Here is a 19807-nt window from a genome sequence, read left to right on the forward strand (position 1 = left end):
AGCTCCGGCTGACGATTGCCCGCGAGGAAGGCGTGGCGGCCTATATCATCTTCACCGACCGCACGCTGATTGCCATGGCGCGCGAGCGGCCGCTCGGGCTCGATCAGATGCGCGGGATCGAGGGCGTCGGCGAGCGCAAGCTCGCCCAGTATGGCGAGGTCTTCGCCGATGCGATCGCGGGCTTTCGGGGATAGCGGGGCAGTCTCGTCACGATGCGCCGGGGCTGCCCCTGCGCGCACGTACGCGTACGCGCGTGAAAAAGCCACCGTTCCCGCCTATATTCATGATACGAATCAAGACGATCGCGGGCATAGCCTCGCCCGCTGAAGGACCCCGACATGAGTGATGCTGCCCGCGACCTTGAAGACGCTGCCTATGGCGCCGATTCCATCAAGGTTCTCAAAGGCCTGGATGCGGTGCGCAAGCGCCCCGGCATGTATATCGGCGACACCGATGACGGCTCGGGCCTGCACCACATGGTCTACGAGGTGGTCGACAACGCCATTGACGAGGCGCTGGCAGGGCACGCCGATCTCGTCACTGTCACGCTGAACGCCGATGGCTCGGTCACGGTCACCGATAACGGGCGCGGCATCCCGACCGATATCCACAGCGAGGAGGGCATTTCCGCCGCCGAGGTCATCATGACCCAGCTCCATGCCGGCGGAAAGTTCGACCAGAATTCCTACAAGGTTTCGGGTGGCCTGCACGGCGTCGGTGTCTCCGTCGTCAACGCGCTCTCGGTCTCGCTCAAGCTGCGCATCTGGCGTGGCGGTAAAGAGCATTTCATGGAGTTCCATCATGGCGACGCCGTCGCGCCGCTCGCCATTGTCGGCCCGGCCGGCGACAAGCGCGGCACCGAAGTCACCTTCCTGCCCTCGACCCAGACCTTCACGATGGTCGAGTTCGACTACAAGACGCTCGAGCATCGCCTGCGCGAACTCGCCTTCCTGAATTCGGGCGTTCGCATCGTCCTCACCGACGCACGCCATGCCGAGGTCGTCCGGGAGGAGCTGAGATATGAGGGCGGCGTGGAGGCCTTCGTGCGCTATCTCGACCGCGCCAAGACCCCCGTCGTCGACAAGCCGGTGGTGCTCGGCGCCGAAAAGGATGGCATCACCGTCGATGTCGCCCTGTGGTGGAACGACAGCTACCACGAGAACGTGCTCTGCTTCACCAACAACATCCCGCAGCGGGATGGCGGCACGCATTTAGCCGGCTTTCGTGCTGCGCTGACTCGCCAGATCACTGGCTATGCCGAGACCTCCGGCATGATGAAGAAGGAAAAGGTCTCGCTCACCGGTGACGATTGCCGCGAAGGACTGACGGCCATCGTTTCGGTGAAGGTGCCGGACCCGAAATTCTCCTCGCAGACCAAGGACAAGCTGGTTTCCTCCGAGGTGCGTCCCGTCGTCGAGAACATCGTCAATCAGGCGCTTTCGACCTGGCTCGAGGAGCACCCCAATGAAGCCAAGACCATCGTCGGCAAGGTGGCGGAAGCTGCCGCGGCCCGCGAAGCGGCCCGCAAGGCGCGCGATCTGACCCGGCGCAAGGGCGCGCTCGATATCGCCTCGCTGCCCGGCAAGCTCGCGGATTGCCAGGAGCGCGACCCCGCCAAATCAGAACTCTTCATCGTCGAGGGTGACTCGGCCGGTGGCTCCGCCAAGCAGGGCCGTGCCCGTGAATACCAGGCTGTGCTGCCGCTGCGCGGCAAGATCCTCAATGTCGAACGCGCGCGCGTCGACAAGATGCTTTCCTCCGAGCAGGTCGGTACGCTGATCATCGCGCTCGGAGCCGGCATCCGCGAGGAGTTCAACATCGAGAAGCTGCGCTACCACAAGATCATCATCATGACCGACGCGGACGTGGACGGCGCCCATATCCGCACCCTGCTGCTGACCTTCTTCTTCCGGCAGATGCCGGAGGTGATCGAGCGCGGGCATCTCTTCATCGCCCAGCCGCCGCTCTACAAGGCGGCGCGCGGCAAGTCGCAGACCTATCTCAAGGATGAGCGCGCGCTCGAGGAATACCTCGTCGACTCGACCTTGGACGGTGCTGTTTTCCGGACAGGAGACGGCATCGAGCGCGCCGGTCCCGACCTGCGCAGTCTGATCGACGAGGCGCGCGGCGTACGCAACACGCTGTCGCAGCTCCATTCGCGTTATGACCGGCGCATCGTCGAGCAGATGGCGATCGCGGGCGCGCTGCATCCGCTGACCAACGAGAGCGATGCGCAGGCCAGCGAAGCCGCGGCCTATGTCGCGCGGCGGTTGGACGCGATCTCCGATGATCTCGAGCGCGGCTGGGAAGGCCGGGTGGAGGACGGCAGCTTCACCTTCTCGCGCCTCGTGCGCGGCGTGAAGCAGGTCGCGGTACTTGATGCCGGCCTGCTTGCGAGCGCCGAAGCGCGCAAGCTCGCTGCGGCAGCCGTCTCGCTGCAGGAAGCCTATGCCAAGCCGGGCGTGCTCAGCCGCAAGGGCGATGATCACATCGTCAATGGCCCGAGCGATCTCTTCGACGCGGTCAGCGCCATCGGCAAGAAGGGCGTCTCGCTGCAGCGCTACAAAGGCCTCGGCGAAATGAACCCCGAGCAGCTCTGGGAGACGACACTCGATCGCGACGTGCGCTCGCTGCTCAGGGTCAAGAACGACCAGAATGACGAGGCTGACGATCTCTTCGTCAAGCTGATGGGCGACGTCGTCGAACCCCGTCGCGACTTCATCCAGAGCAACGCACTGAACGCGACCGTCGATACGTGACGGCGCGGCCCTGGCGGTCCGTGACCCGGACCGATCGTGCCGCCCTGCTCCACGKACGCGTCCCTCGAGTGGTGTGCCAACACCACCACTCAAGCACGCGGGTGCCGTCGGATGGGGGCGTCCTGGGATGCCCATCAGATCGGCTGATATCAAATCTGCGCGACAGCGAGGTTAGGGAAAGAAAACAGAGGCGTAGCGAGATGCGCGCGGACGGAATCGCGCAGCGGGCTACCGCGGCTACGCGGGCAGTCGCTGAGGCCTGAGGCGAGGGCATCAGGGTTTCTTTTCGTTGGGTGCCTGCGTTGCCGCGGTGATTGCCGCGATCAATCGCTGGCGATTGTCGAGCACGAAGGCCGTGAAGGTGTCCTGACCGACGATCGACCTCAGCATGGTCGGCAACATGCCGTAGAGCTTGAGGGCGAAACCGGTCATTGCAGCGTCGTCGTTGATGAGACCGGAGGCCTTCTGCCCCACGAAGTCCGTGATGAGATGCTGGTTCTGGCTCACCAGCGCGACGATCTCCGCTTCGATTTTATCTTTCACGGCTTCGAGCATGAATCACCTCGGTCGGCACGATCGGGAAACCAAGAGTATCGGCCCGCAAACGGGAATGTGGCTCTCAGGCTCATGCTAGACGCTATCCCGATCAGGCGGGCGTGTCGCCGAAAGGAGGCAATTGGCTTCAGAACGCGTCACCTGAACCGAGATGCCGACGCGGTGGCCGATGATGTCCGCGGATGTTGCCCTTTCAGCGTCGACTGGTTCGCGTCAGGCGGGTCTGCAATCTGCGCTGCAGGCCCTCGACCGCTGCGATGATTGACCCACCGTGTCTCGCTGTCACCGCGAGCGAGATCAAGGCCGCTGGAATGGCCACGATAATCGCGCCGAAGAGGTCGGATGGGTAGTGGACGCCGACGTAGACGCGCGACCAGCCTACGAGCGCACCAATCGCGGCAGCAAGGCAGGCCACCCCGTATTGCCGCACCAAGGAAAGCACAGCCACAACCACCGCGAAGGCGAGGGCGTGATTGCTCGGGAAGGAGGCGCTGGAGCGGTGATCGACCAAGCTGTGCCCGAGGCTGACCATGAAAGGACGAGGCCGAAAGGCGATGAGCCCGATCACAAAACTCATGGTCATTGCGATGACCAGAGCGAGAGTGAGGGCAAAGGCGAGAAGGCGCCGCCTTCGAGAGCCGCGGATCCACAGGACGACGATGTAGCAGGGAATCAGGAGAATCACGAAGCGAGTGACCGCTATCGCGAAAAGAGCGACATAAGAGCTTGGGCTCGGCCCGGCATTGAGAGCAAGGAACAGTTCGGTATCTAGTGCGAGCATCGGCGAGAGAATCGGTCACGATCTTGGGGGACGGCTGTCGCACACGATGCGGTGGCGGGCGAATGAAATTTACCGGCCTTTCCTCGACCGTATGGAGGCCGTGCGCCTGCGGCTCCTTGGAGGGTGGGAGCCTGTCTCGGCCCGATTTTCATCGCAGCCTTCGTTCTCGACGCTTCCGGGATCGTCTTCGTCCTGATGCCGAGCCTGTTGCCGCTCTGCTGGAGATCGAGCCCGTATCAGAGGGATGACACCGGTCGGGACCGCCGGCTTTCTGCTTTGCAACGGCGACATCAAGGCCTCCGCATCGATCGAAAGCATGGCGCGATGAGCGCGCGGCGAGCACGGCTGGACCGCTCGTAACGGATGTCCGATTCCGGGCCGTGACGGCTCGGCAAGTGGCGCTTGAAACGCGGAGATATTTAGCCGTCTGCACATGCTTGCGTTCAGCAGAAATTATTACGATCTAACAATAATTTCTGCTGGCGGAGACCTCGTTCGGTTCCATTTTTGGGAGCCCTGTGCAAATTTGCACAGGAGCGCGCCAAAGGGTTCCCTATGAACAAGCCGATTCGTCCGCCGATCAACGCCCAGCAAGTCGCCGATCGCGCCGGCGTGTCGCGTTCGGCGGTGTCGCGCACCTTCACCGAGGGCGCCAGCGTGTCGGAGTCGACGCGCGCCAAGGTGCTCCGGGCAGCCGCAGACCTCGGCTATCACGTCAACCATCTGGCTCGCGGCCTGACCAKCCAGCAATCCGGCATCGTCTGCCTTTTGATCGGCGAAATCGCCACGCCTTACCAGTCGGCCTTGCTCGATGTGGTGACGCGGCGGCTGCAAGCCATGGGCAAGGTCGTGATGGTCTTGAACACGGCGGGGCAGGCGGAAGCGACAGAGGCCGCGTTACGCCAGACGCTCAATTACCGCGCGGACGCCACMGTGGTCGTGTCGGGCAGTCCTTCATCCTCGCTCGTGGAGACCTGCGTCGCCAACGGCCAGCGCGTCATCCTGATCAATCGCGACGATCTGCTCGAAGGAACCCAGCAGATCCTCGTCGACAGTTCCGGCGCCGCTGCCGAGGCGCTGATGATGCTGCGGCGCGCTGGCTGCGAGCGCATCGCTGTCGTCAGTTCGACCGCCGGCACGCCCAGCATCGTGGCGCGCGAAGTCAGTCTTTCGGTTGCTGCCGCCAAGGCCGGGGTCGACGTGCAGCTGTGCCGTTTCGGCCCGACGGGTTACGCCACGGGCGCTGAGACGGCGCGTCAGCTTTTCGCMTCGGCGGCGCGGCCGGATGGCGTCTTCTGCGTCACCGACCTGCTGGCATTGGGCTTCATGGATGCGGCGCGGAAGGAATTTGGCCGGCGCGTCCCCGAGGATCTCTGTGTCATCGGCTTCGACGATATACCGCAGGCCGGCTGGGCTGCCTACGAGCTAACGACCTTCCGCCAGCCGCTCGACACCATGGCCGACCATATCGCAACAATCCTGGAGGGCGGCTGCCTGGTCGAAGGCCCCATCAACCTGCCGGCTCAGACGGTCTGGCGGCGCAGTGTCCGTCCCTGAGACGGCGTGACGACGAGCGCCTTGAGATCCAGCGCGACATCAAGGGTCGGCATGCGGTCGAGATAGCGCCCGAGCAGGCTGATGAAGGCRATGAGCCGCCCGGCCAGCCCCGCGGCTTCGGCATGATGCAGTTCGCCGATCCAGCGGCGATAGACGGCAAGGCGCGCTTCAGGCACCAGATCGAGCGCGAGGTCTGCTGCCTTGCGCAAGCGGTACCAGTCCTCGGCGAGGGCGGTCAGGGCTATGTCACCCGTGCTGGCAGCCGGCGTTGCCTGTGGCCAGAGCAGTCTCTCCAGATCGGCGAAGCGCTGGGTGTGTGCGAACTCCGCCATATCTCGCGGCCATTCGCGTGCCATGTAACGGGCGCCGACGAGGGCGCACAGATGACGGTCGAGAAAGCCAAGATGGCCGCCGGCGCTGACAGCCTTCGGTGACGGATCGCCGGCGGCGCCCGCCTCGCGGCTATAGTCATCGAACGCGGCATCGTGACCGGGCACGTCGTCGAGACGGATGGTGCGTAATCGCACGTGGTCCGTGGTGACATCGAGCAGCTTCATCGCCGGAGCGAAGCCGACCGGCGATGGCACGGCGATGTTGAAGAAGCCCCCATTTTCGTCCCGGAACACGGCGGTATCGTTCACGTGCAGATGGCCGGAGAGGTGAAGACGCACGCCGGTCTCGGTGAAGCACCGCGCCACCTCCATGGTCGGCGCGCGCCGGGCGAGGCCGGAACTTGGGAAAAGTGCGCACTCCAATGCCGAGGCGCCGGCGAGTGCGTCCAGCACCGGATAATGCGAGAATGCGACGAGAGCCTTGCCGCCGCGCCGCGCTCGCTCGGCGACGTCGCGCATCCAGGGGAGCAGATGCGGGCGCGTGCGCAACACTGCAGACCACCCGCCATCCGAGGGATCGAGCATCTGCGCGGGATCATCGAGATCAGTTGCCCCATCGCGCGGCGCGACGATGTTGGCGTCGATCGAGAGCAGCCACAACCCCGCAACGGGCTCGATCAGATATGATGCGTCGATCATATCAAAGCTCGTGGCTCCGTCAGGGCTGGCGGCACGGACCGTTCGCGAGCTCCAACGGGCATCGCTGCCAAACGGCGTTTCAAAATGCTGGTCGTCGGTGCGAGGTTGGAAGCCGAGATCGGCCATGAGCGTCAGCGCCTCGGGCGCGCCGAGCATGGCAGTCTCCGGCGACGCGATCGCGGCGCCACCCGGTGCGGCGTGGCTCCCGACGATGACCCGGCTGCCGTCGCGCCCGACGAACTCCTTGCGCTGCGGCCGGCCCTTCAGCGCCCAGAAATCGTGATTGCCGGGTGTCATGAATACGCGCAGGCCATGGCGACGCTCGTACTCGGCGATGAGCGCGACGGCGACTTCGATATTGTGCCGCTGACCATCGTCGGTGAGATCGCCGGGAACGATGACGAGCCTCGCGCCTTCCGCAACAGCGCAATCGAGCGCGGCGCGGAAGGCAGGAAGGCTCTCGTTGAATACGCGGGTGGACGCAGCTGTATCGGCCCAGCTGCGCACTGCGCCCGTAAGCCCCGCCCCCGCTGGTCGCCAGGCGACGTCATGCACATGCGGGTCGGCGATGACGGCGATGCGGTATGTTGGGTTCAATCAGCCAACTCCGGCAGAGGGCCGTGCTCTTCCGGATGCGCGGCGATGTCGTCCTCGATCATGCGCGCCCAGCGAGCAGTCCGTGCGGCGGCGGCGATCAGCATGGGCTTGGGCGTCTCATGCCACTCGTCGGGACGGAGTTCGCGCTTGCCGCGAACGTAATTGATGGCGTCCTCCAGGGTGGGAAACTCCGCTGGGAGACGCAGATGCAGAAACAGGGCCACCAGGATGACGGAACGCGACCGCCCGGCCCGGCAGCTGACCAGCACATTGCCGCGCTCGCGCACGGAATAGGACGGCTTCTCCGGCAGAATCTGGTCGAGTGCGCCCTTCAGCTGAAAATAGCCGGCCAGCATCATGGTTTGCGGGTTGCCCGGTCCGTCAACGATACCAAGCTTGTAGTAGCGGATCGGGGCATGCCCGAAATCGACGTCGTTCAGCGCGTCCGGCGCCGGCTCGGCCACGTAGTTGAAGTCGAGATTGACGGCGCAGTTGAGCACCGTGGTGATTCCGTGCCGCTTCAGCAGCGGGATATCGGATGCGCCTTCACGCCCGCCGACATAGAGATCGATGCCATAGCCGGGCAGGTTCTCGTAGACGCGCGAGATGTGCGGCCGGTCATAGCGGGGCGTGGGCATTTCAGGGGCAGCAACGTCTCTTGTCGGAGCCATAAGGGTACTCGCCAATTCCGGATCGAATGAGTTTGCACAGCTGTTCACTATCGCTCGCTCGCAGCCGCTCGTGCAGATGCAATGACGCAGTCCACTCCTGCGGTGACCGCGCCGCCGCAACGGCACGGCCATCTAGGCGACGCGTCGCCTTCGCCCTTCGGAGATCTCGCGCGCGACGCGATCGAGCGTCGGATAATTCGCCCCTGCGCCTACAGCGACATAGCCCGGGTGGAGGAACGCCGGCGCGGTCGGCCCCACCTTGCCGAGGTCGTGCGGGGTGTAGCGGCCGCCCGCCTTCTCTAGGATCAGGATGGCGGCGGTGACGTCCCAGGCGTTGACGCCGAAACCGGCGGCGGCGTCGACCCAGCCGGCCGCGACATGGGCGATGCTGAGTGCGGCGCTACCCGGTCGTCGCAGGGTCGCGAAGGTGCGTGTCAGTTCGCCGAAACGGCCGAGCGCGACCGCTTCGCCGTCGTTGCGGAAGTCGCGCGGCACCGGATAGCCGGTGATCAGTACGGCGTTGGCCTCGTCGGGGGCGGCACGGCTGGCGAGCGGTTGCCCGTTGAGCCAGGCCCCGTTCCGATCGGCGAGGAACAGGTTGCCACCGATCGGATCGAGGATGGCCCCGGCGACGGTCTCGCCGTCGACCACCGCTGCCACCGACGTGCACCAGAACGCCATCCCGCTGGCGAAATTGGCCGTACCGTCGATCGGATCGACATACCAGTGCACCGCGCCGCTCCCGACCGAGCCGCCTTCCTCGCCGACAAAGGTCGAGTCGGGAACCTCCCGGAACACGAGATCGCGGATCACCGCCTCGGCGCGGCGGTCATGCTCGGTGACGGGGTCGTGCCGGTCGCGCTTGAAATCGACCACCATGCCGGCGCGAAACGCGGCCGTGAGCGGCTCCTGAACGGCGAGAACGGCTTTGCGGGCAATATCGGCGATCGTCGTATGCAGCATTGTCTGGACTTCCGGCTCAAGGGGCGCGGTGTGTTAGCGCTTGTAGTGGATCTGCCAAAAATCCTGCCAATCCTGCCGCTTGTCCCAGTCGTCGAGGCCTGTCTTGGCGTCGTAGGGAAACAGGCGGTCCAGCACGACGGCAACACCCGATGGCTCGTCCTTGGGGACCGGGATCGCCTTGCTGGTCGGCAGCTTGCCATCTTGCATCTGCGGCATCAGCCCCTCTTCCGTCAGAATGTAGCGGACGAAGAGTTTGGCGGCGTTTGGGCTTTTGGTGCCTTTGGCGATGAGCGCAAGCTTGGTGTAGCTCCAGCCGACCCAAGGCTGAAGCGTCTTGCAAAGGCCAAGCTTGTAGCCCTTGTCGGCGTTGTCGCGGAACTTGGCGGAGCTCAGCAGCCCCATGAACGGCGCCTTCTGCCCGGGCGCCCCGACTGCGTCGGAAATGCGGTCGTCATTCTCGGACACGAGCGGCGCATTCTTCGCCAAAGCCGCGAGCCATTCGGCGGCAGCGGTCTTTTGCTGCGGGACCAGCGGCTTGCCGTAGTGCGCCTTGTAGGCGGCAGCGAGCGCCTCGTTGCCGTGCTGGGCCAATTGGTTGAACCAGTCAGTATAGGTTCCCTTGGTCAGCGGATCGATGAAGGCGACGCGACCCTTCCATTCCGGCTCGGTCAGCTGCCAGACATTGGAGATCGGGCAGGTCGCGCCGTGGATTTCGGTGTTGTAGGCCCAGACATTGGCGTTGACGGAAATGGCGAGCGGGTCGCGATAGCCGGCCGGGATTTCGCCGGCGAGGTCGGCAGGCAGGTAGCTTTCCAGCACCTTGGCCGGCAGCATCTGGCCGATGACGGCCGGCGTGTCGGTCAACAGCGCCACGTCTCCCTTGACGTTGCGGCTCTGGCTCTCACGCAGCAGCATTTCGAGCTGGCTGTTGGCCGACACCTTCTGCCCCGTGGCACTGAGGCCGTACTTGGCCGAGAACGCCTTGGCCATGTCGACGATCTTGCCGGTGCTGTCGTAGATGGTGATCGGCGGCTCTTTCCTGGCCGCGGCGATCAGGCTGTTGAGGTCGAGCGGCTCGGCGGCGATGGTCGGAGTGGCGGCGGCTGCCAACGCAACGGCCAGCAGCGGTGCTCTCCAGTAGGCGCTCATGGTCGTTCCTCCCTTGTGCGGCTTGCGAGCTGTTGCACCCGCGCCGCTTGCTTGTTGGGTTCGCGTGCAGGGCGCCGTCAGCGCCTGAGGTTGACGCGCCACAGGTCCTGCCAATCCTGGCGGCGCTCCAGGTCGCTCACGGACGACGCGAGATCCCACGCCATCATCCGGTCGAGGGAACGGCCGATGCCCGAGGGCTCATCAGCGGGCAAGGCGATCTTGGGGTGCGTCGGCACCTTCCCGTCGACGAGTTGCGGCGCGAGTCCCGGTTCGGTCAGCAGGTAGTTGATGAACAGCTTCGCCGTGTTGGGGCTCTTCGTGCCGGCCGCAACGACAGCCATGCTGGGATAGAGCATGCCGGCGAAGGGTTGCATGTCGCGGCAGATCGTCAGGCTGAACTTCTTGTCGATATTGTCGCGGAACTTGGCGACCGGCACCATGCCAAAAAACGGCTGCTTTTGTCCGGGCGCGCCGACGGCGGCGGCGACGGCGGTCGAATCGGCGATGAGTGGCCCGTTGGCGGCCAGCGCCTTCACCCAGGCGGCGGTCGCCGAGCCCTGCCGCTTGTCGAACGGCTTGCCGAAATGCGTCGCATATGCGGCCGCCATCGCGGCGTCGTGGTGCGTCTCCAACTGGTTGAACCAGTCGGCATAGGCCGGCCTCTCCAGGGGGTCCATCAGGGTCACCAGACGCGACCATGCCGGTTCGGTCAGTTCCCAGACGTTCTTGACCGGGCAGGATTGCGATGCCGCGCCGTTATAGCTCCAGACATGCGGATCGGTGACGAAGACCAGCGGATCCCGCGCATTTTTCGGCAACAGGTTCGCCGCGTCGTCGGGCACGTAGGAGGTGACGACCTTCTTTGGCAGCAACTCGGCCGCGACCGACGCCGTGTCGGCCGCAAGCGAGATGGAGGCGAGCGCGGCACCGGCGCGATGCTCCCGAATGAGCAGTTCCACCTGGCCTGCCTCGCTGACCTTCTTGCCGGTGACTCCAAGCCCATAGATCTTGTTGAAGGCGTTGGCCGTATCGACGATCTTGCCGGTAACGGCGTAGACCGTCATCGGCGGCTCGGCCTTCGCACGCTCCGCGAGCAGCTTCAGATCCTCGGCCATGGCGGCCATTGCAGCGACCGACGCGGCGACCGCCAGGCCGGTGCGGAGTGCAGCCCTCGTCATGACAAGCATGGATCCCTCCCGTTTTCTGTCGTTGGGGGCGTTCATTGGACAGCTGTTTGCGCGAGGACGTCGTCGGCACGTTGGAGACGCTGGCCGTCGCGCGAAAACACATGCAGCGCTGCCGGTCGGACGTGGAACCAAATCGTGTCGCCGACCTTGTGGCGCGGCGCCTCGTTGGCGGTCGCGAATGTCTTCTTGCCGCCCGAAGTCAGCTCGACGATCCAACTGCCACCGGTCGGAAKGATGCCGGTCACGACCGCCTCGTCGGCGAAGTTGCCGAGAGGCACCGCGTCGGCCGAGTCGGCAATCTGAATGGTTTCGGGCCGGAGCCCGAGCGAGCCGATATCGGCATCGGGGCCCAGTCGGGCCGTGAGAAAGGTCACCGCGTGCCGCCCGACGACGTCGTGCGAGGCAGCGCCGATCTCGAAAATGTTGATCGGCGGGCTGCCGACGAACTCGGCAACGAAACGGTTGGCTGGCCGGTCATAGATGTCGTTCGGCGTCCCCATCTGTTGCAGCGAGCCCTCGTTCATCACCGCAATTGTGGTTGCGAGCGTCATCGCCTCCCATTGATCGTGCGTGACGAAGACGATGGTGGTGCCGAACTCAGCATGGATGCGCTTCAATTCGGCGCGCATTTCCAGCCTCAGTCGGGCGTCGAGATTCGACAGCGGCTCGTCGAGCAGCAATACGCCCGGATTGACCACAAGCATGCGGGCAAGCGCCACACGCTGCTGCTGGCCGCCGGAGAGCTGCGACGGATACCGTCCCCGGTATTTTTCGATGTCGAGCGCCTTCATGACGCGGGTGACGAGAGCCTCGCGTTCGGCCTTCGGCACCTTGCGCAGGCGCAGGCCAAAATCGGTATTGCGCTCGATGGTCAAGTGCGGCCAGAGCGCGTAGCTCTGGAATACGAGGCCGAGCTCGCGCTTTTCCGGCCCGACGAACAGGCCCTTGGAAATGCTGTCGACGACGCGCTCGCCGATGCGGATCTCGCCGCCGGAGAGGTTCTCCAACCCCGCGATCATCCGCAAGGTCGTCGTCTTGCCGCAGCCGGATGGGCCGAGCAGGCACATGAACTCGCCATTGGCGATCTCGAGGTCGAGATTCGACACTGCGTTGGGCGAACCGGCGCCGTAGCTCTTATTGGCGTTTTCCAGGATGATCGCGGGCATCAGCTGCCTAGTCCTTCCGCCAGGTTCGTCTTGGTGAGCTTCTGCGCCGCCAGAGTGCCGAAATAGGCGATGGCCGCGATGATCAGGACGACCGCGTTGGCCGCCTGCGTGTAGTGATAGTCGACGAGGCGCATCGAGAAGGTGGTCAGCACGTCGGTGCTGGGCACGGCGAGCATGACGAACAGGCTGAGCCCCTTGATGCCGGAGATGAAGGGCAGGAGGATGCCGGTCATCAGCGAACCCTTCTGGATCGGTACGACGACAAGGCGCATGCGCGCKAGCCAGCCTGCGCCGACGACCTGGGCCGCCTCCTCCGGATCTCTGCCGAGTTGCATCATGGCGGAGATGCCGGCGCGCGAGGCATAGGGCATCTGGTCGGCGATGAGTGCCAGGATCAGGATGAGCGAGGTGCCATAGAGCGCCGGAATCGGCCCGCGCGGCACCGCAAACAACGAGAGATAGGCGGCTGCGAAGGCGATGCCCGGCACGAGATAGGGCATGAACGTCACCTGGCGCAGGACGGCGGCGAGTGGCCGGACCGGCGTGCGCACCACGACATACCCGGTGATGATGCCGAGCAGGCCCGAGCAGGTCGAGGCCAGGCCGACGATCCATAATGTATTGAACGCCGCCTGCCACAGGTCCGGGCTGAGCAGGATGCCGGTGCGCATGGCGACCGTTGGCAGATTCCAGCCGATCCAATAGTCGAGGGTGAAGTTCGACCATGAAAAATCCGCCGGTACACGCATGACCGTCGACAGGAACAGGGTCAGCAGTGGCACGCCGACGCTGGCGGCGTAGACGCCCGCGGCGAAGCCGGTGGCCGGCCAGCGCCAGATGCCGAGCCGCGCCGGCCGGTTCATGGCGCCCTTGCCGCCGACTGTGACGAAGCGTTGCGCCTCGCGCACCAGATAGGCGTCGATCAGGATCGTGATGATGCCGATCAGCATGATGGCGCCGGCAATCACCCCGGCCACGCCGGTCTGGCGCGAACCGATCGAGCGGTACAGCGAGGTCGCGAGAACGTCGTACTTCACCGGCAGTCCGAGCACATAGGCGACGCCGAACTCGCCGAGGCACTTGGCGAAGATCAGCACCACCGCCGACATCAGCGCCGGGCGCATCAGGGGCAGGATGATCTTCAGCGCGATAGCCCCGCGTCCGGCACCGAGGACGCGAGCCGAATCCTCGAGTTGACTGTCGAAGCGGCGCAGCGCCGACCCGAAGAGGAGAATGACGAACGGCGTGTAGTGCAGCGCCAGGATKAGCGTGATCGGCACCTGGCCGTAGGCGAGCCAGTCCGGCGGGGTGAAGCCGAGGCTCTCCATCCAGCCGGCCTGGCCGCCGACCGTGCGGTTCTTGAACAGCGTCGTCCAGGCGAGCGCAAAGGTCCAGGCCGGCAGCATATAGGGCACGATGAGGGCCGTCGCGAACCACTGCCGCGCGAACATGTCCGTGCGGCAGATCAGCCAGGCGATGGCCGTGCCGACGACGACGGCGATACCAATGGCGCCGGCGGCCACCATCAAGGTGTTGCGCAGCGGTTGCCAGAACAGGTTCGCCGCCACCGGCGATGTGAAGGCGCGGGTGAGGTAATAGGTTGTGAGGCTGCCGACCTCCGCGGCGGTCCGGCGCTCRTCGCCGAACTGCACGGTCACCGCATCGCGCAGAATGGAGACCACCGGCACGACGATGAGATAGGCAAACAGAAGCGCGGCGAAGAGGCCGATGATGGTCGTCGGCTCGCGCAGCGCAACGCGGAGCCGGTAGCGCAGCCGACATGTCCAGGCCGGCGACGGGATAGCATTCGTCCGGGCCCCTTCCCGGCCACTCTCGCGGCGTGGCGCGACGGCATTACCGGTGGTCATCGAGGCGCCCTATTCCGCGCAAGGGCGGGCGCCCGCTGAAGCGGGACACGTCTTGGCCATCGTACCCTCCCTCTCCCCGCACAGCCTTGCAAAGAACGCTCTGCTGTGGGGCAGCTCTTATTTAGCTCTGATCGTGGGGCTGCACGCAGCTTGACCCGATCCGTTGCGTATCAAGCTCAACGCAAACGGCAGGCCTGTCAATCGCAATTTTGCACATGCGTGCAAGCGCGAACCTGGGCAGGTTGTGGTGAACCTCGACCGCGGTTTGCGACGMGATCCTCGCGTTTGAGCACGTTGGGCGGGCGCCGTTGGCCAAAGCCGCTACGGCCCGGCGGATGCGATCATCCGCCTCGGCGGAACCGTCATGGGAGCACTCTCATCATGGGAGCTCTTGGCGGTCCGACCTCCTCAACCGGGCGGGCCGGACGTCAGATCCAGGCAGCCCGGCGGGGCCGTCACTCCGCATCCAGGCCGGCGTCGCATTCGTCGATCAGCCAGGAGCGAAAGCTCGAGACCTCAGCACGCATTCGGGAGAGCCTCGGCGTGAGAAGATAGAAGGCCCGCTCCGACGCGACACGCAGGGCCGTGCCGAATGGTGCCGCCAKGCGTTGCCCGGCGAGATCCTCCGCAACGAGAGCAGATGGCGCAAGCGCCACGCCCTGGCCGTCAAGCGCGGCAGCAAGGGCCAGCGCGGTCTGGTTGAATCGGCGTCCKACCGTTGGTGGGGTCGATGCGTTCGCCAGTTCCAGCCAGAGCGGCCATGCGTCGTGGGCGTCGTGAAGGAGCGTCGCTCCTGCAAGGTCGTCCAGGCTCGAGAGTGTCTTGGCGATGGATGGGCTGCAGACTGGAAAGAGATCGTCCGCAAGCAGGCGCCGGGCATCGAGCGAGCGCTCGAAGGGCGGAGCTGACAGACGCACTGCGAGATCCGGCAGGCCATGTCCTCCGAGGCGTTCGGTCGATTCCGACGCCAGGACGCGTACCTCGACATCCGGCGCAATCACCGAGAATTTCCCGAGCCGCGGAATGAGCCATCTTGCCGCGAAGGAGGGAGTGACAGTGACCGTCACGCCGCGTCGTTCGCGTTCCTGCGTGGGTTCGATTGCGACCATGGCGCCCGCGATAAGTGCGAAGGCCCGTCTGATCTGCGGATGAAAGGCCCGCCCGGCCGCGGTGAGCGCGAGGCCGCGCGGCTCCCGCTCGAACAGGGCGACCCCGAGGCTGGCCTCCAGGGCGCGAACTTGTTGGGCGACAGCGCCATGCGTCACATTCAGCTCTTCCGCCGCAAGGCGAAGATTGAGATGGCGCGCGGCCGCATCGAATGCGCGCAAGGTCGCGAGAGGGGGCATTCGTGACATGATGAGGGTGTAGCAACGCTACAGGGACACCGCACGGAAAATCCATGGTTCGGGGCGTCCTCGTCGCCTACGACCAGCTGCAGCAGGCAACCAGGGGAAAGTCCATGACTCAGAAAGTCGCGATCATTACGGCCGGTGGCAGCGGGATGGGGGCTGCCGCCGCGCGCCGTCTCGCCAAGGACGGTTTCGCGGTTGCCATCCTGTCCTCATCCGGCAAGGGCGAAGCCCTGGCCCATGAGCTCGGCGGCATCGGAGTGACCGGTTCGAACCAGTCCAATGACGATATCAAGCGCCTCGTCGATGCGACCGTCTCCCGCTGGGGGCGCATCGACGTTCTCGTCAACAGTGCAGGCCATGGCCCGCGCGCGCCGATCCTGGAGATCCCGGACGAGGACTGGCATCGCGGCATGGAGGTCTATTTCTTGAGCGTCGTACGGCCGGCCCGGCTGGTGACGCCGGTCATGCAGGCTCAACGCTCGGGATCGATCATCAACATCTCGACGGCATGGGCCTTCGAGCCCGACGCTATGTTCCCGACATCGGCCGTGTTCAGGGCAGGGCTCGCCTCCTTCTCCAAGATCTTTGCCGACAAGTACGCAGCGGACAATATCCGCATCAACAACGTGCTCCCCGGCTGGATCGACAGCCTGCCGGCCACCGATGAGCGACGCCAGCGCGTGCCGCTGCAGCGCTATGGCAGGAGCGACGAAATCGCGGGCACGATCGCCTTCCTTGCCTCCGACGATGCCGGCTACATTACCGGACAGAATATTCGCGTCGACGGCGGCATCACGCGCGGGATCTGAGCAACAGCGCGCKCTGGGCTCTTGAACATTTGGGGGGCTTGCGGAAAACGCTCGCGGCCCCCTCAGGCGCGCCCGGAAATGCCCTTTCCCCCCAGAAGGCTCCTTCCGACAGAGGGCTCTTGCCCGGTTGCCCTCGGGGGGAGTGGCTCCCGGGTCAGGGCGGAGGTGCAGGCCGGTGACGTGCTGTCTGGATGCTGCCGACCGCTCAGGGGCGGCCGCCTCCTGATGGGCTGAACACCGACCAGCCCGTCGCTTCGGCAATGCGCTCCAGCGCGAGGGTGCCGAGGCGGGAATTGCCGCATTCGTTCAGTCCGGGCGACCAGACGGCGATTGCGGCCTTGCCCGGCGCGATCGCCAGGATGCCGCCGCCGACCCCGGATTTTCCGGGCAGGCCGACGCGGAAGGCGAAGTCGCCGGAAGCATCGTAATGACCGCAGSTCAGCATCAGGGCATTGATGCGGCGGGCTCTTTGCGCCGAGATTACCCGCGCTCCGCCGGGCGAATGCAGGCCGCCGAGCATCAGGTAGCGCCCGGCCATGGCGAGCTGCCGGCAGCTCATGGCGATGGCGCATTGGTGGAAATAGACGCCAAGCGTCAGTGGCGCCGCATGCGTCAGATTGCCGAAGGCCTTCATGTAATTGGCCAGCGCAATGTTGCGGAAACCGGTCTCCTGTTCGGCGCGGGCCACGGTCTCGTCGATGACGATCGTCTCGTCCTCGGCGAGATAGCGGATGAAGCGCAGCAGTTCGCCGATCGCGATGCGCGGTTCATGTCCGGCGAGATTGACGTCGCTGACGACGAGTGCGCCGGCATTGATGAAGGGATTGCGCGGAATGCCCTGTTCGCGCTCGAGCTGGACGATCGAATTGAAGGGGGTTCCGGAAGGCTCGCGTCCGACGCGGCGCCAGAGCGTGTCGCCGACCTTGCCGAGCGCCTGGGTCAACGCGAAGACCTTGGAGACGCTCTGGATCGAGAAGGGCTCTTCGGCATCCCCGGCAGCATGCGTTGCGCCATCGGAGGTGACGATGCAGAGGCCGAACTGTCCGGGATCGACATGGGCGAGCGGCGGAATATAGCTCGCGACCTCGCCCCGTTCGGGATGGGCGGCCATCTCCTCGGCCACCTCGTGGACGATTCGTCCGATATCTGCCACGGCCGCTCTCCGCTTTCTCGGACGGCAGGAAGCCCGAGGGCTGCAGGGGGGTCAAGACTGCGGCGCGCCAGACCGACCTTGCAAGGGGCCGTCGTTGCGGTGCTGCGGGCGACGATGCTTCGCTGCCGGATGACGCCGTGGGCGTGCGGCATTGCCTGGCCAGGATCGCTTTGGCGACATGCCGTGGGGGAGGAGCGCTGCGAGCTGCAGCAAGCCGCGAATCTTGGGCTCAGTGCAACTGGCGGGCCGAGCTGACCAGCAGCGGCGCGCCGGAGAAGGGCCGGTCGAGTTCGCTTTGCGACGCGATCATGCAGCGCGACTTGCCGCGCGACTTGGCCTGATAGAGTGCGCTGTCTGCCGCAGCGAGCAGGGTCATCATGTCCGTGCCGTGGTCTGGAGCAAGCGCAATCCCGACCGAGGCTCCCACGGTGACCTCGTGCTTGTTGTCGAGCTCGTAGGGCCGCGAAATCTCGCGGATCAGCCTTTCGCCGAAGCCGAGAAGTTGCGCGGCTTCGGTTTGCTCGGACAAGACGATGAACTCGTCTCCACCCATCCGGGCGGCGAGATCACCAGTGCGGATCATGCCACGCAACCGCTCGGCGACGAGCTGCAGCAGCCGGTCTCCGGCCATATGGCCATAGCTGTCGTTGACGGCCTTGAAGCCGTCGAGATCGAGATAGATCAGTGCGAGCCGCTTCTGTCCGGCATCGCGGGCGAAATGCGCGTCGAGTGCCTTCGTCAGGCCCGAGCGGTTCGAGAGCCCGGTCAACATGTCATGGCGCGCATGGAACTCGTTCTCGCGCTCGGCGCGCATCGTCGTGACCAGCATCTTGTTGAGCGTGCGGGTCGCCCGGCTCATGCTGAAAAGATAGAAGGGGATCTGCATGAAGACGATCAGCATGATCGGCTCGCCGAGGAAGGGCGCGGCAAAGCAGCAGGCCCCGAGCGTGAGGAAGATCATCACTCCGGCGAGTCGTGGCGCCCCGTAATTGCGAAAGCAGATGCCGCCGACCATTGCGGCGGCCGACAGGCAGGCGAGCGTGGCCACCACCCAATCGCCGCTGCTCAGGCTGATGAAGGTGCCGTAGCCGACACCGCCGGCCCAGGCGACGCCGAGCAGGATGTAGAGATCCGTCGGTGTTTCCTTGCCCTGCCTCGCCCGCTTCTGGGCGACGAGCAGCACGAAGAGCCGCGTCACGCAGCAGAGGACCTCGAAGGCGCACCAGAGCACGAATGGCAGCGTCGGAATCCGCATCGCGATCAGAAACGACACGGCGATGGTGTTGATCACGCCGCCGGCGAAGATCGGCAAGGTGCCATAGAGGCTCCCAATCAAGGCGACCCTGATGTCGGCGGGCACATCGGGGCCAGCATCGGTCAGCCAGCGCGTCAGGCGCCAGCGCGGCAAACTATAGCTTGATGCCTGGCCATTCATACGCGTGCTGCAACTCCCTGGCCGTGAGGTCCTGGAAGAGACCGGGTCGAGACCAGTGCTCTTGTTCGCGGCTCATAGGGCCGAGCTGTTACGATTCCGTGTGGAAGGCATAATGACTTGCGCACTTCCCTAGCGTCGGATCGTCAAGCCGCCGCGACTACAGGCCCTTGCCGGAAAGTTTGAGCAGTCGGGCCACCTGGGCATCCAAGAAACCGCTGCTGCGCGCATCGGTGAGGTTGCCATCGGCATCAAACATCTTGTCGGCGAAACTGACGGCGACCATCTCGGGCACCATCAGCGCGCCGAAGCCGAGTTCGAGTGAGGTTCGCAACTGGGTCAGCCCGCGATAGGCGCCGAGCGAGCCGGTGGAAGCTCCGCCGAGCGCCACGACCTTGCCTGCAAGGCCGCTGGCGGGGGCGCCAGGCTTGGCTGTCGATGCCCAGTCGAGCGCGTTCTTCAAGGCCGGGGCGTAGCCGGCATTGTATTCGGGGCTCGCGATGTAGAGGCCGTCATGCGCGTCGATCAGCGCGCGCAGCTCATGGGCTGCCTGCGGCGCGTTTCCGAAGCCGGTGGCATCGACCAGGGGAAGCGGATAGTCGCCGAGCGAGATCTGCTTCACCTCTGCGTCGGCGGCACGCAGCCTCCTTGCCGCCAGCGTCGCGAGCTTGGTGTTGAGGGAGCCCTCGCGCCAGGAACCGGCGAAAACGAGAATTCTAGGTTCTGGCATGTGACGACCCCATGACCTGGCCGGAAAGCTCCGGCCTGTCCGCGATC

General features: G+C 65.2%; 17 protein-coding genes and 1 pseudogene. 4 read left to right on the forward strand and 14 right to left on the reverse strand.

Annotated elements, in window-relative coordinates:
• Both AC1DJT_RS11195 and gyrB read left to right on the forward strand, forming a co-directional pair.
• On the forward strand, nucleotides 1-194 hold a 194-nt coding region (locus tag AC1DJT_RS11195; RefSeq protein ID WP_476834074.1), incomplete at its 5' end, for an HRDC domain-containing protein.
• 144 nt (nucleotides 195-338) lie between these two features.
• A complete protein-coding gene (gene gyrB / locus AC1DJT_RS11200) occupies nucleotides 339-2759 on the forward strand; it encodes a DNA topoisomerase (ATP-hydrolyzing) subunit B (RefSeq protein ID WP_476767507.1) in 2421 nt (806 codons plus the stop codon).
• A gap of 273 nt (nucleotides 2760-3032) precedes the next feature.
• On the opposite strand, the gene AC1DJT_RS11205 is transcribed toward gyrB, so the two are convergent.
• Both AC1DJT_RS11205 and AC1DJT_RS11210 read right to left on the reverse strand, forming a co-directional pair.
• Complete coding sequence (locus tag AC1DJT_RS11205; RefSeq protein ID WP_441504975.1) at nucleotides 3033-3314, reverse strand: hypothetical protein; 282 nt, start codon at nucleotides 3312-3314, stop codon at nucleotides 3033-3035.
• Between the two features lie 193 nt (nucleotides 3315-3507).
• A complete protein-coding gene (locus AC1DJT_RS11210; protein ID WP_476767508.1) occupies nucleotides 3508-4095 on the reverse strand; it encodes a phosphatase PAP2 family protein in 588 nt (195 codons plus the stop codon).
• A 555-nt stretch (nucleotides 4096-4650) separates the two neighbouring features.
• On the opposite strand from AC1DJT_RS11210, the gene AC1DJT_RS11215 reads away from it, so the two are divergent.
• Entirely contained in the window at nucleotides 4651-5652 is a 1002-nt protein-coding gene (locus tag AC1DJT_RS11215; RefSeq protein ID WP_476834075.1) for a LacI family DNA-binding transcriptional regulator, read from the forward strand.
• Here the strand turns inward: AC1DJT_RS11215 and AC1DJT_RS11220 are convergent.
• The 9 genes and pseudogenes from AC1DJT_RS11220 to AC1DJT_RS11260 all read right to left on the reverse strand — a co-directional run bounded on the left by AC1DJT_RS11220 (nucleotide 5619) and on the right by AC1DJT_RS11260 (nucleotide 15630).
• Nucleotides 5619-6839: a hypothetical protein gene (locus tag AC1DJT_RS11220; protein ID WP_476834082.1), complete on the reverse strand. Its 1221-nt coding sequence runs from the start codon at nucleotides 6837-6839 to the stop codon at nucleotides 5619-5621. The genes AC1DJT_RS11215 and AC1DJT_RS11220 overlap by 34 nt on opposite strands.
• A gap of 102 nt (nucleotides 6840-6941) precedes the next feature.
• Nucleotides 6942-7280, reverse strand: a pseudogene (locus AC1DJT_RS11225) (metallophosphoesterase family protein); the annotation flags it as partial.
• On the reverse strand, nucleotides 7277-7918 hold the full coding sequence (locus tag AC1DJT_RS11230) for a dual specificity protein phosphatase family protein (protein WP_441504971.1): 642 nt from the start codon (nucleotides 7916-7918) through the stop codon (nucleotides 7277-7279). The gene AC1DJT_RS11230 and the pseudogene AC1DJT_RS11225, both read right to left, overlap by 4 nt.
• A 165-nt stretch (nucleotides 7919-8083) precedes the next feature.
• Nucleotides 8084-8914: an inositol monophosphatase family protein gene (locus AC1DJT_RS11235; protein WP_476767511.1), complete on the reverse strand. Its 831-nt coding sequence runs from the start codon at nucleotides 8912-8914 to the stop codon at nucleotides 8084-8086.
• Nucleotides 8915-8947: 33 nt separating this feature from the next.
• Entirely contained in the window at nucleotides 8948-10063 is a 1116-nt protein-coding gene (locus AC1DJT_RS11240) for an ABC transporter substrate-binding protein (RefSeq protein WP_441504969.1), read from the reverse strand.
• Nucleotides 10064-10140: 77 nt separating this feature from the next.
• Nucleotides 10141-11250, reverse strand: a complete 1110-nt coding sequence (locus AC1DJT_RS11245) for an ABC transporter substrate-binding protein (protein ID WP_441504968.1) — start codon at nucleotides 11248-11250, stop codon at nucleotides 10141-10143.
• 32 nt (nucleotides 11251-11282) lie between these two features.
• Nucleotides 11283-12416, reverse strand: a complete 1134-nt coding sequence (locus tag AC1DJT_RS11250) for an ABC transporter ATP-binding protein (protein WP_476834076.1) — start codon at nucleotides 12414-12416, stop codon at nucleotides 11283-11285.
• The gene (locus AC1DJT_RS11255) at nucleotides 12416-14284 is read right to left on the reverse strand and encodes an ABC transporter permease (RefSeq protein ID WP_441504966.1); all 1869 of its coding nucleotides are present in this window, start codon (nucleotides 14282-14284) and stop codon (nucleotides 12416-12418) included. The genes AC1DJT_RS11250 and AC1DJT_RS11255 overlap by 1 nt, the downstream gene beginning before the upstream one ends.
• A gap of 455 nt (nucleotides 14285-14739) precedes the next feature.
• Nucleotides 14740-15630 (reverse strand): LysR substrate-binding domain-containing protein, encoded by an 891-nt coding sequence (locus AC1DJT_RS11260; protein ID WP_476834077.1) that lies wholly within the window; start codon nucleotides 15628-15630, stop codon nucleotides 14740-14742.
• A 113-nt stretch (nucleotides 15631-15743) separates the two neighbouring features.
• Here AC1DJT_RS11260 and AC1DJT_RS11265 point away from each other — a divergent pair, with 113 nt between their 5' ends.
• Entirely contained in the window at nucleotides 15744-16445 is a 702-nt protein-coding gene (locus tag AC1DJT_RS11265; RefSeq protein ID WP_441490571.1) for an SDR family oxidoreductase, read from the forward strand.
• Nucleotides 16446-16650: 205 nt separating this feature from the next.
• Here the strand turns inward: AC1DJT_RS11265 and AC1DJT_RS11270 are convergent, their stop codons facing one another.
• The 3 genes from AC1DJT_RS11270 to AC1DJT_RS11280 all read right to left on the reverse strand — a co-directional run bounded on the left by AC1DJT_RS11270 (nucleotide 16651) and on the right by AC1DJT_RS11280 (nucleotide 19760).
• Nucleotides 16651-17598 (reverse strand): glutaminase, encoded by a 948-nt coding sequence (locus AC1DJT_RS11270; RefSeq protein WP_476834078.1) that lies wholly within the window; start codon nucleotides 17596-17598, stop codon nucleotides 16651-16653.
• A gap of 229 nt (nucleotides 17599-17827) precedes the next feature.
• Complete coding sequence (locus AC1DJT_RS11275; protein WP_476767515.1) at nucleotides 17828-19033, reverse strand: diguanylate cyclase domain-containing protein; 1206 nt, start codon at nucleotides 19031-19033, stop codon at nucleotides 17828-17830.
• A gap of 157 nt (nucleotides 19034-19190) precedes the next feature.
• A complete protein-coding gene (locus AC1DJT_RS11280) occupies nucleotides 19191-19760 on the reverse strand; it encodes an NADPH-dependent FMN reductase (RefSeq protein WP_441504962.1) in 570 nt (189 codons plus the stop codon).
• Between the last annotated feature and the right edge of the window lie 47 nt (nucleotides 19761-19807).

Source organism: Allobosea sp. 05T422_2 (assembly GCF_056396265.1).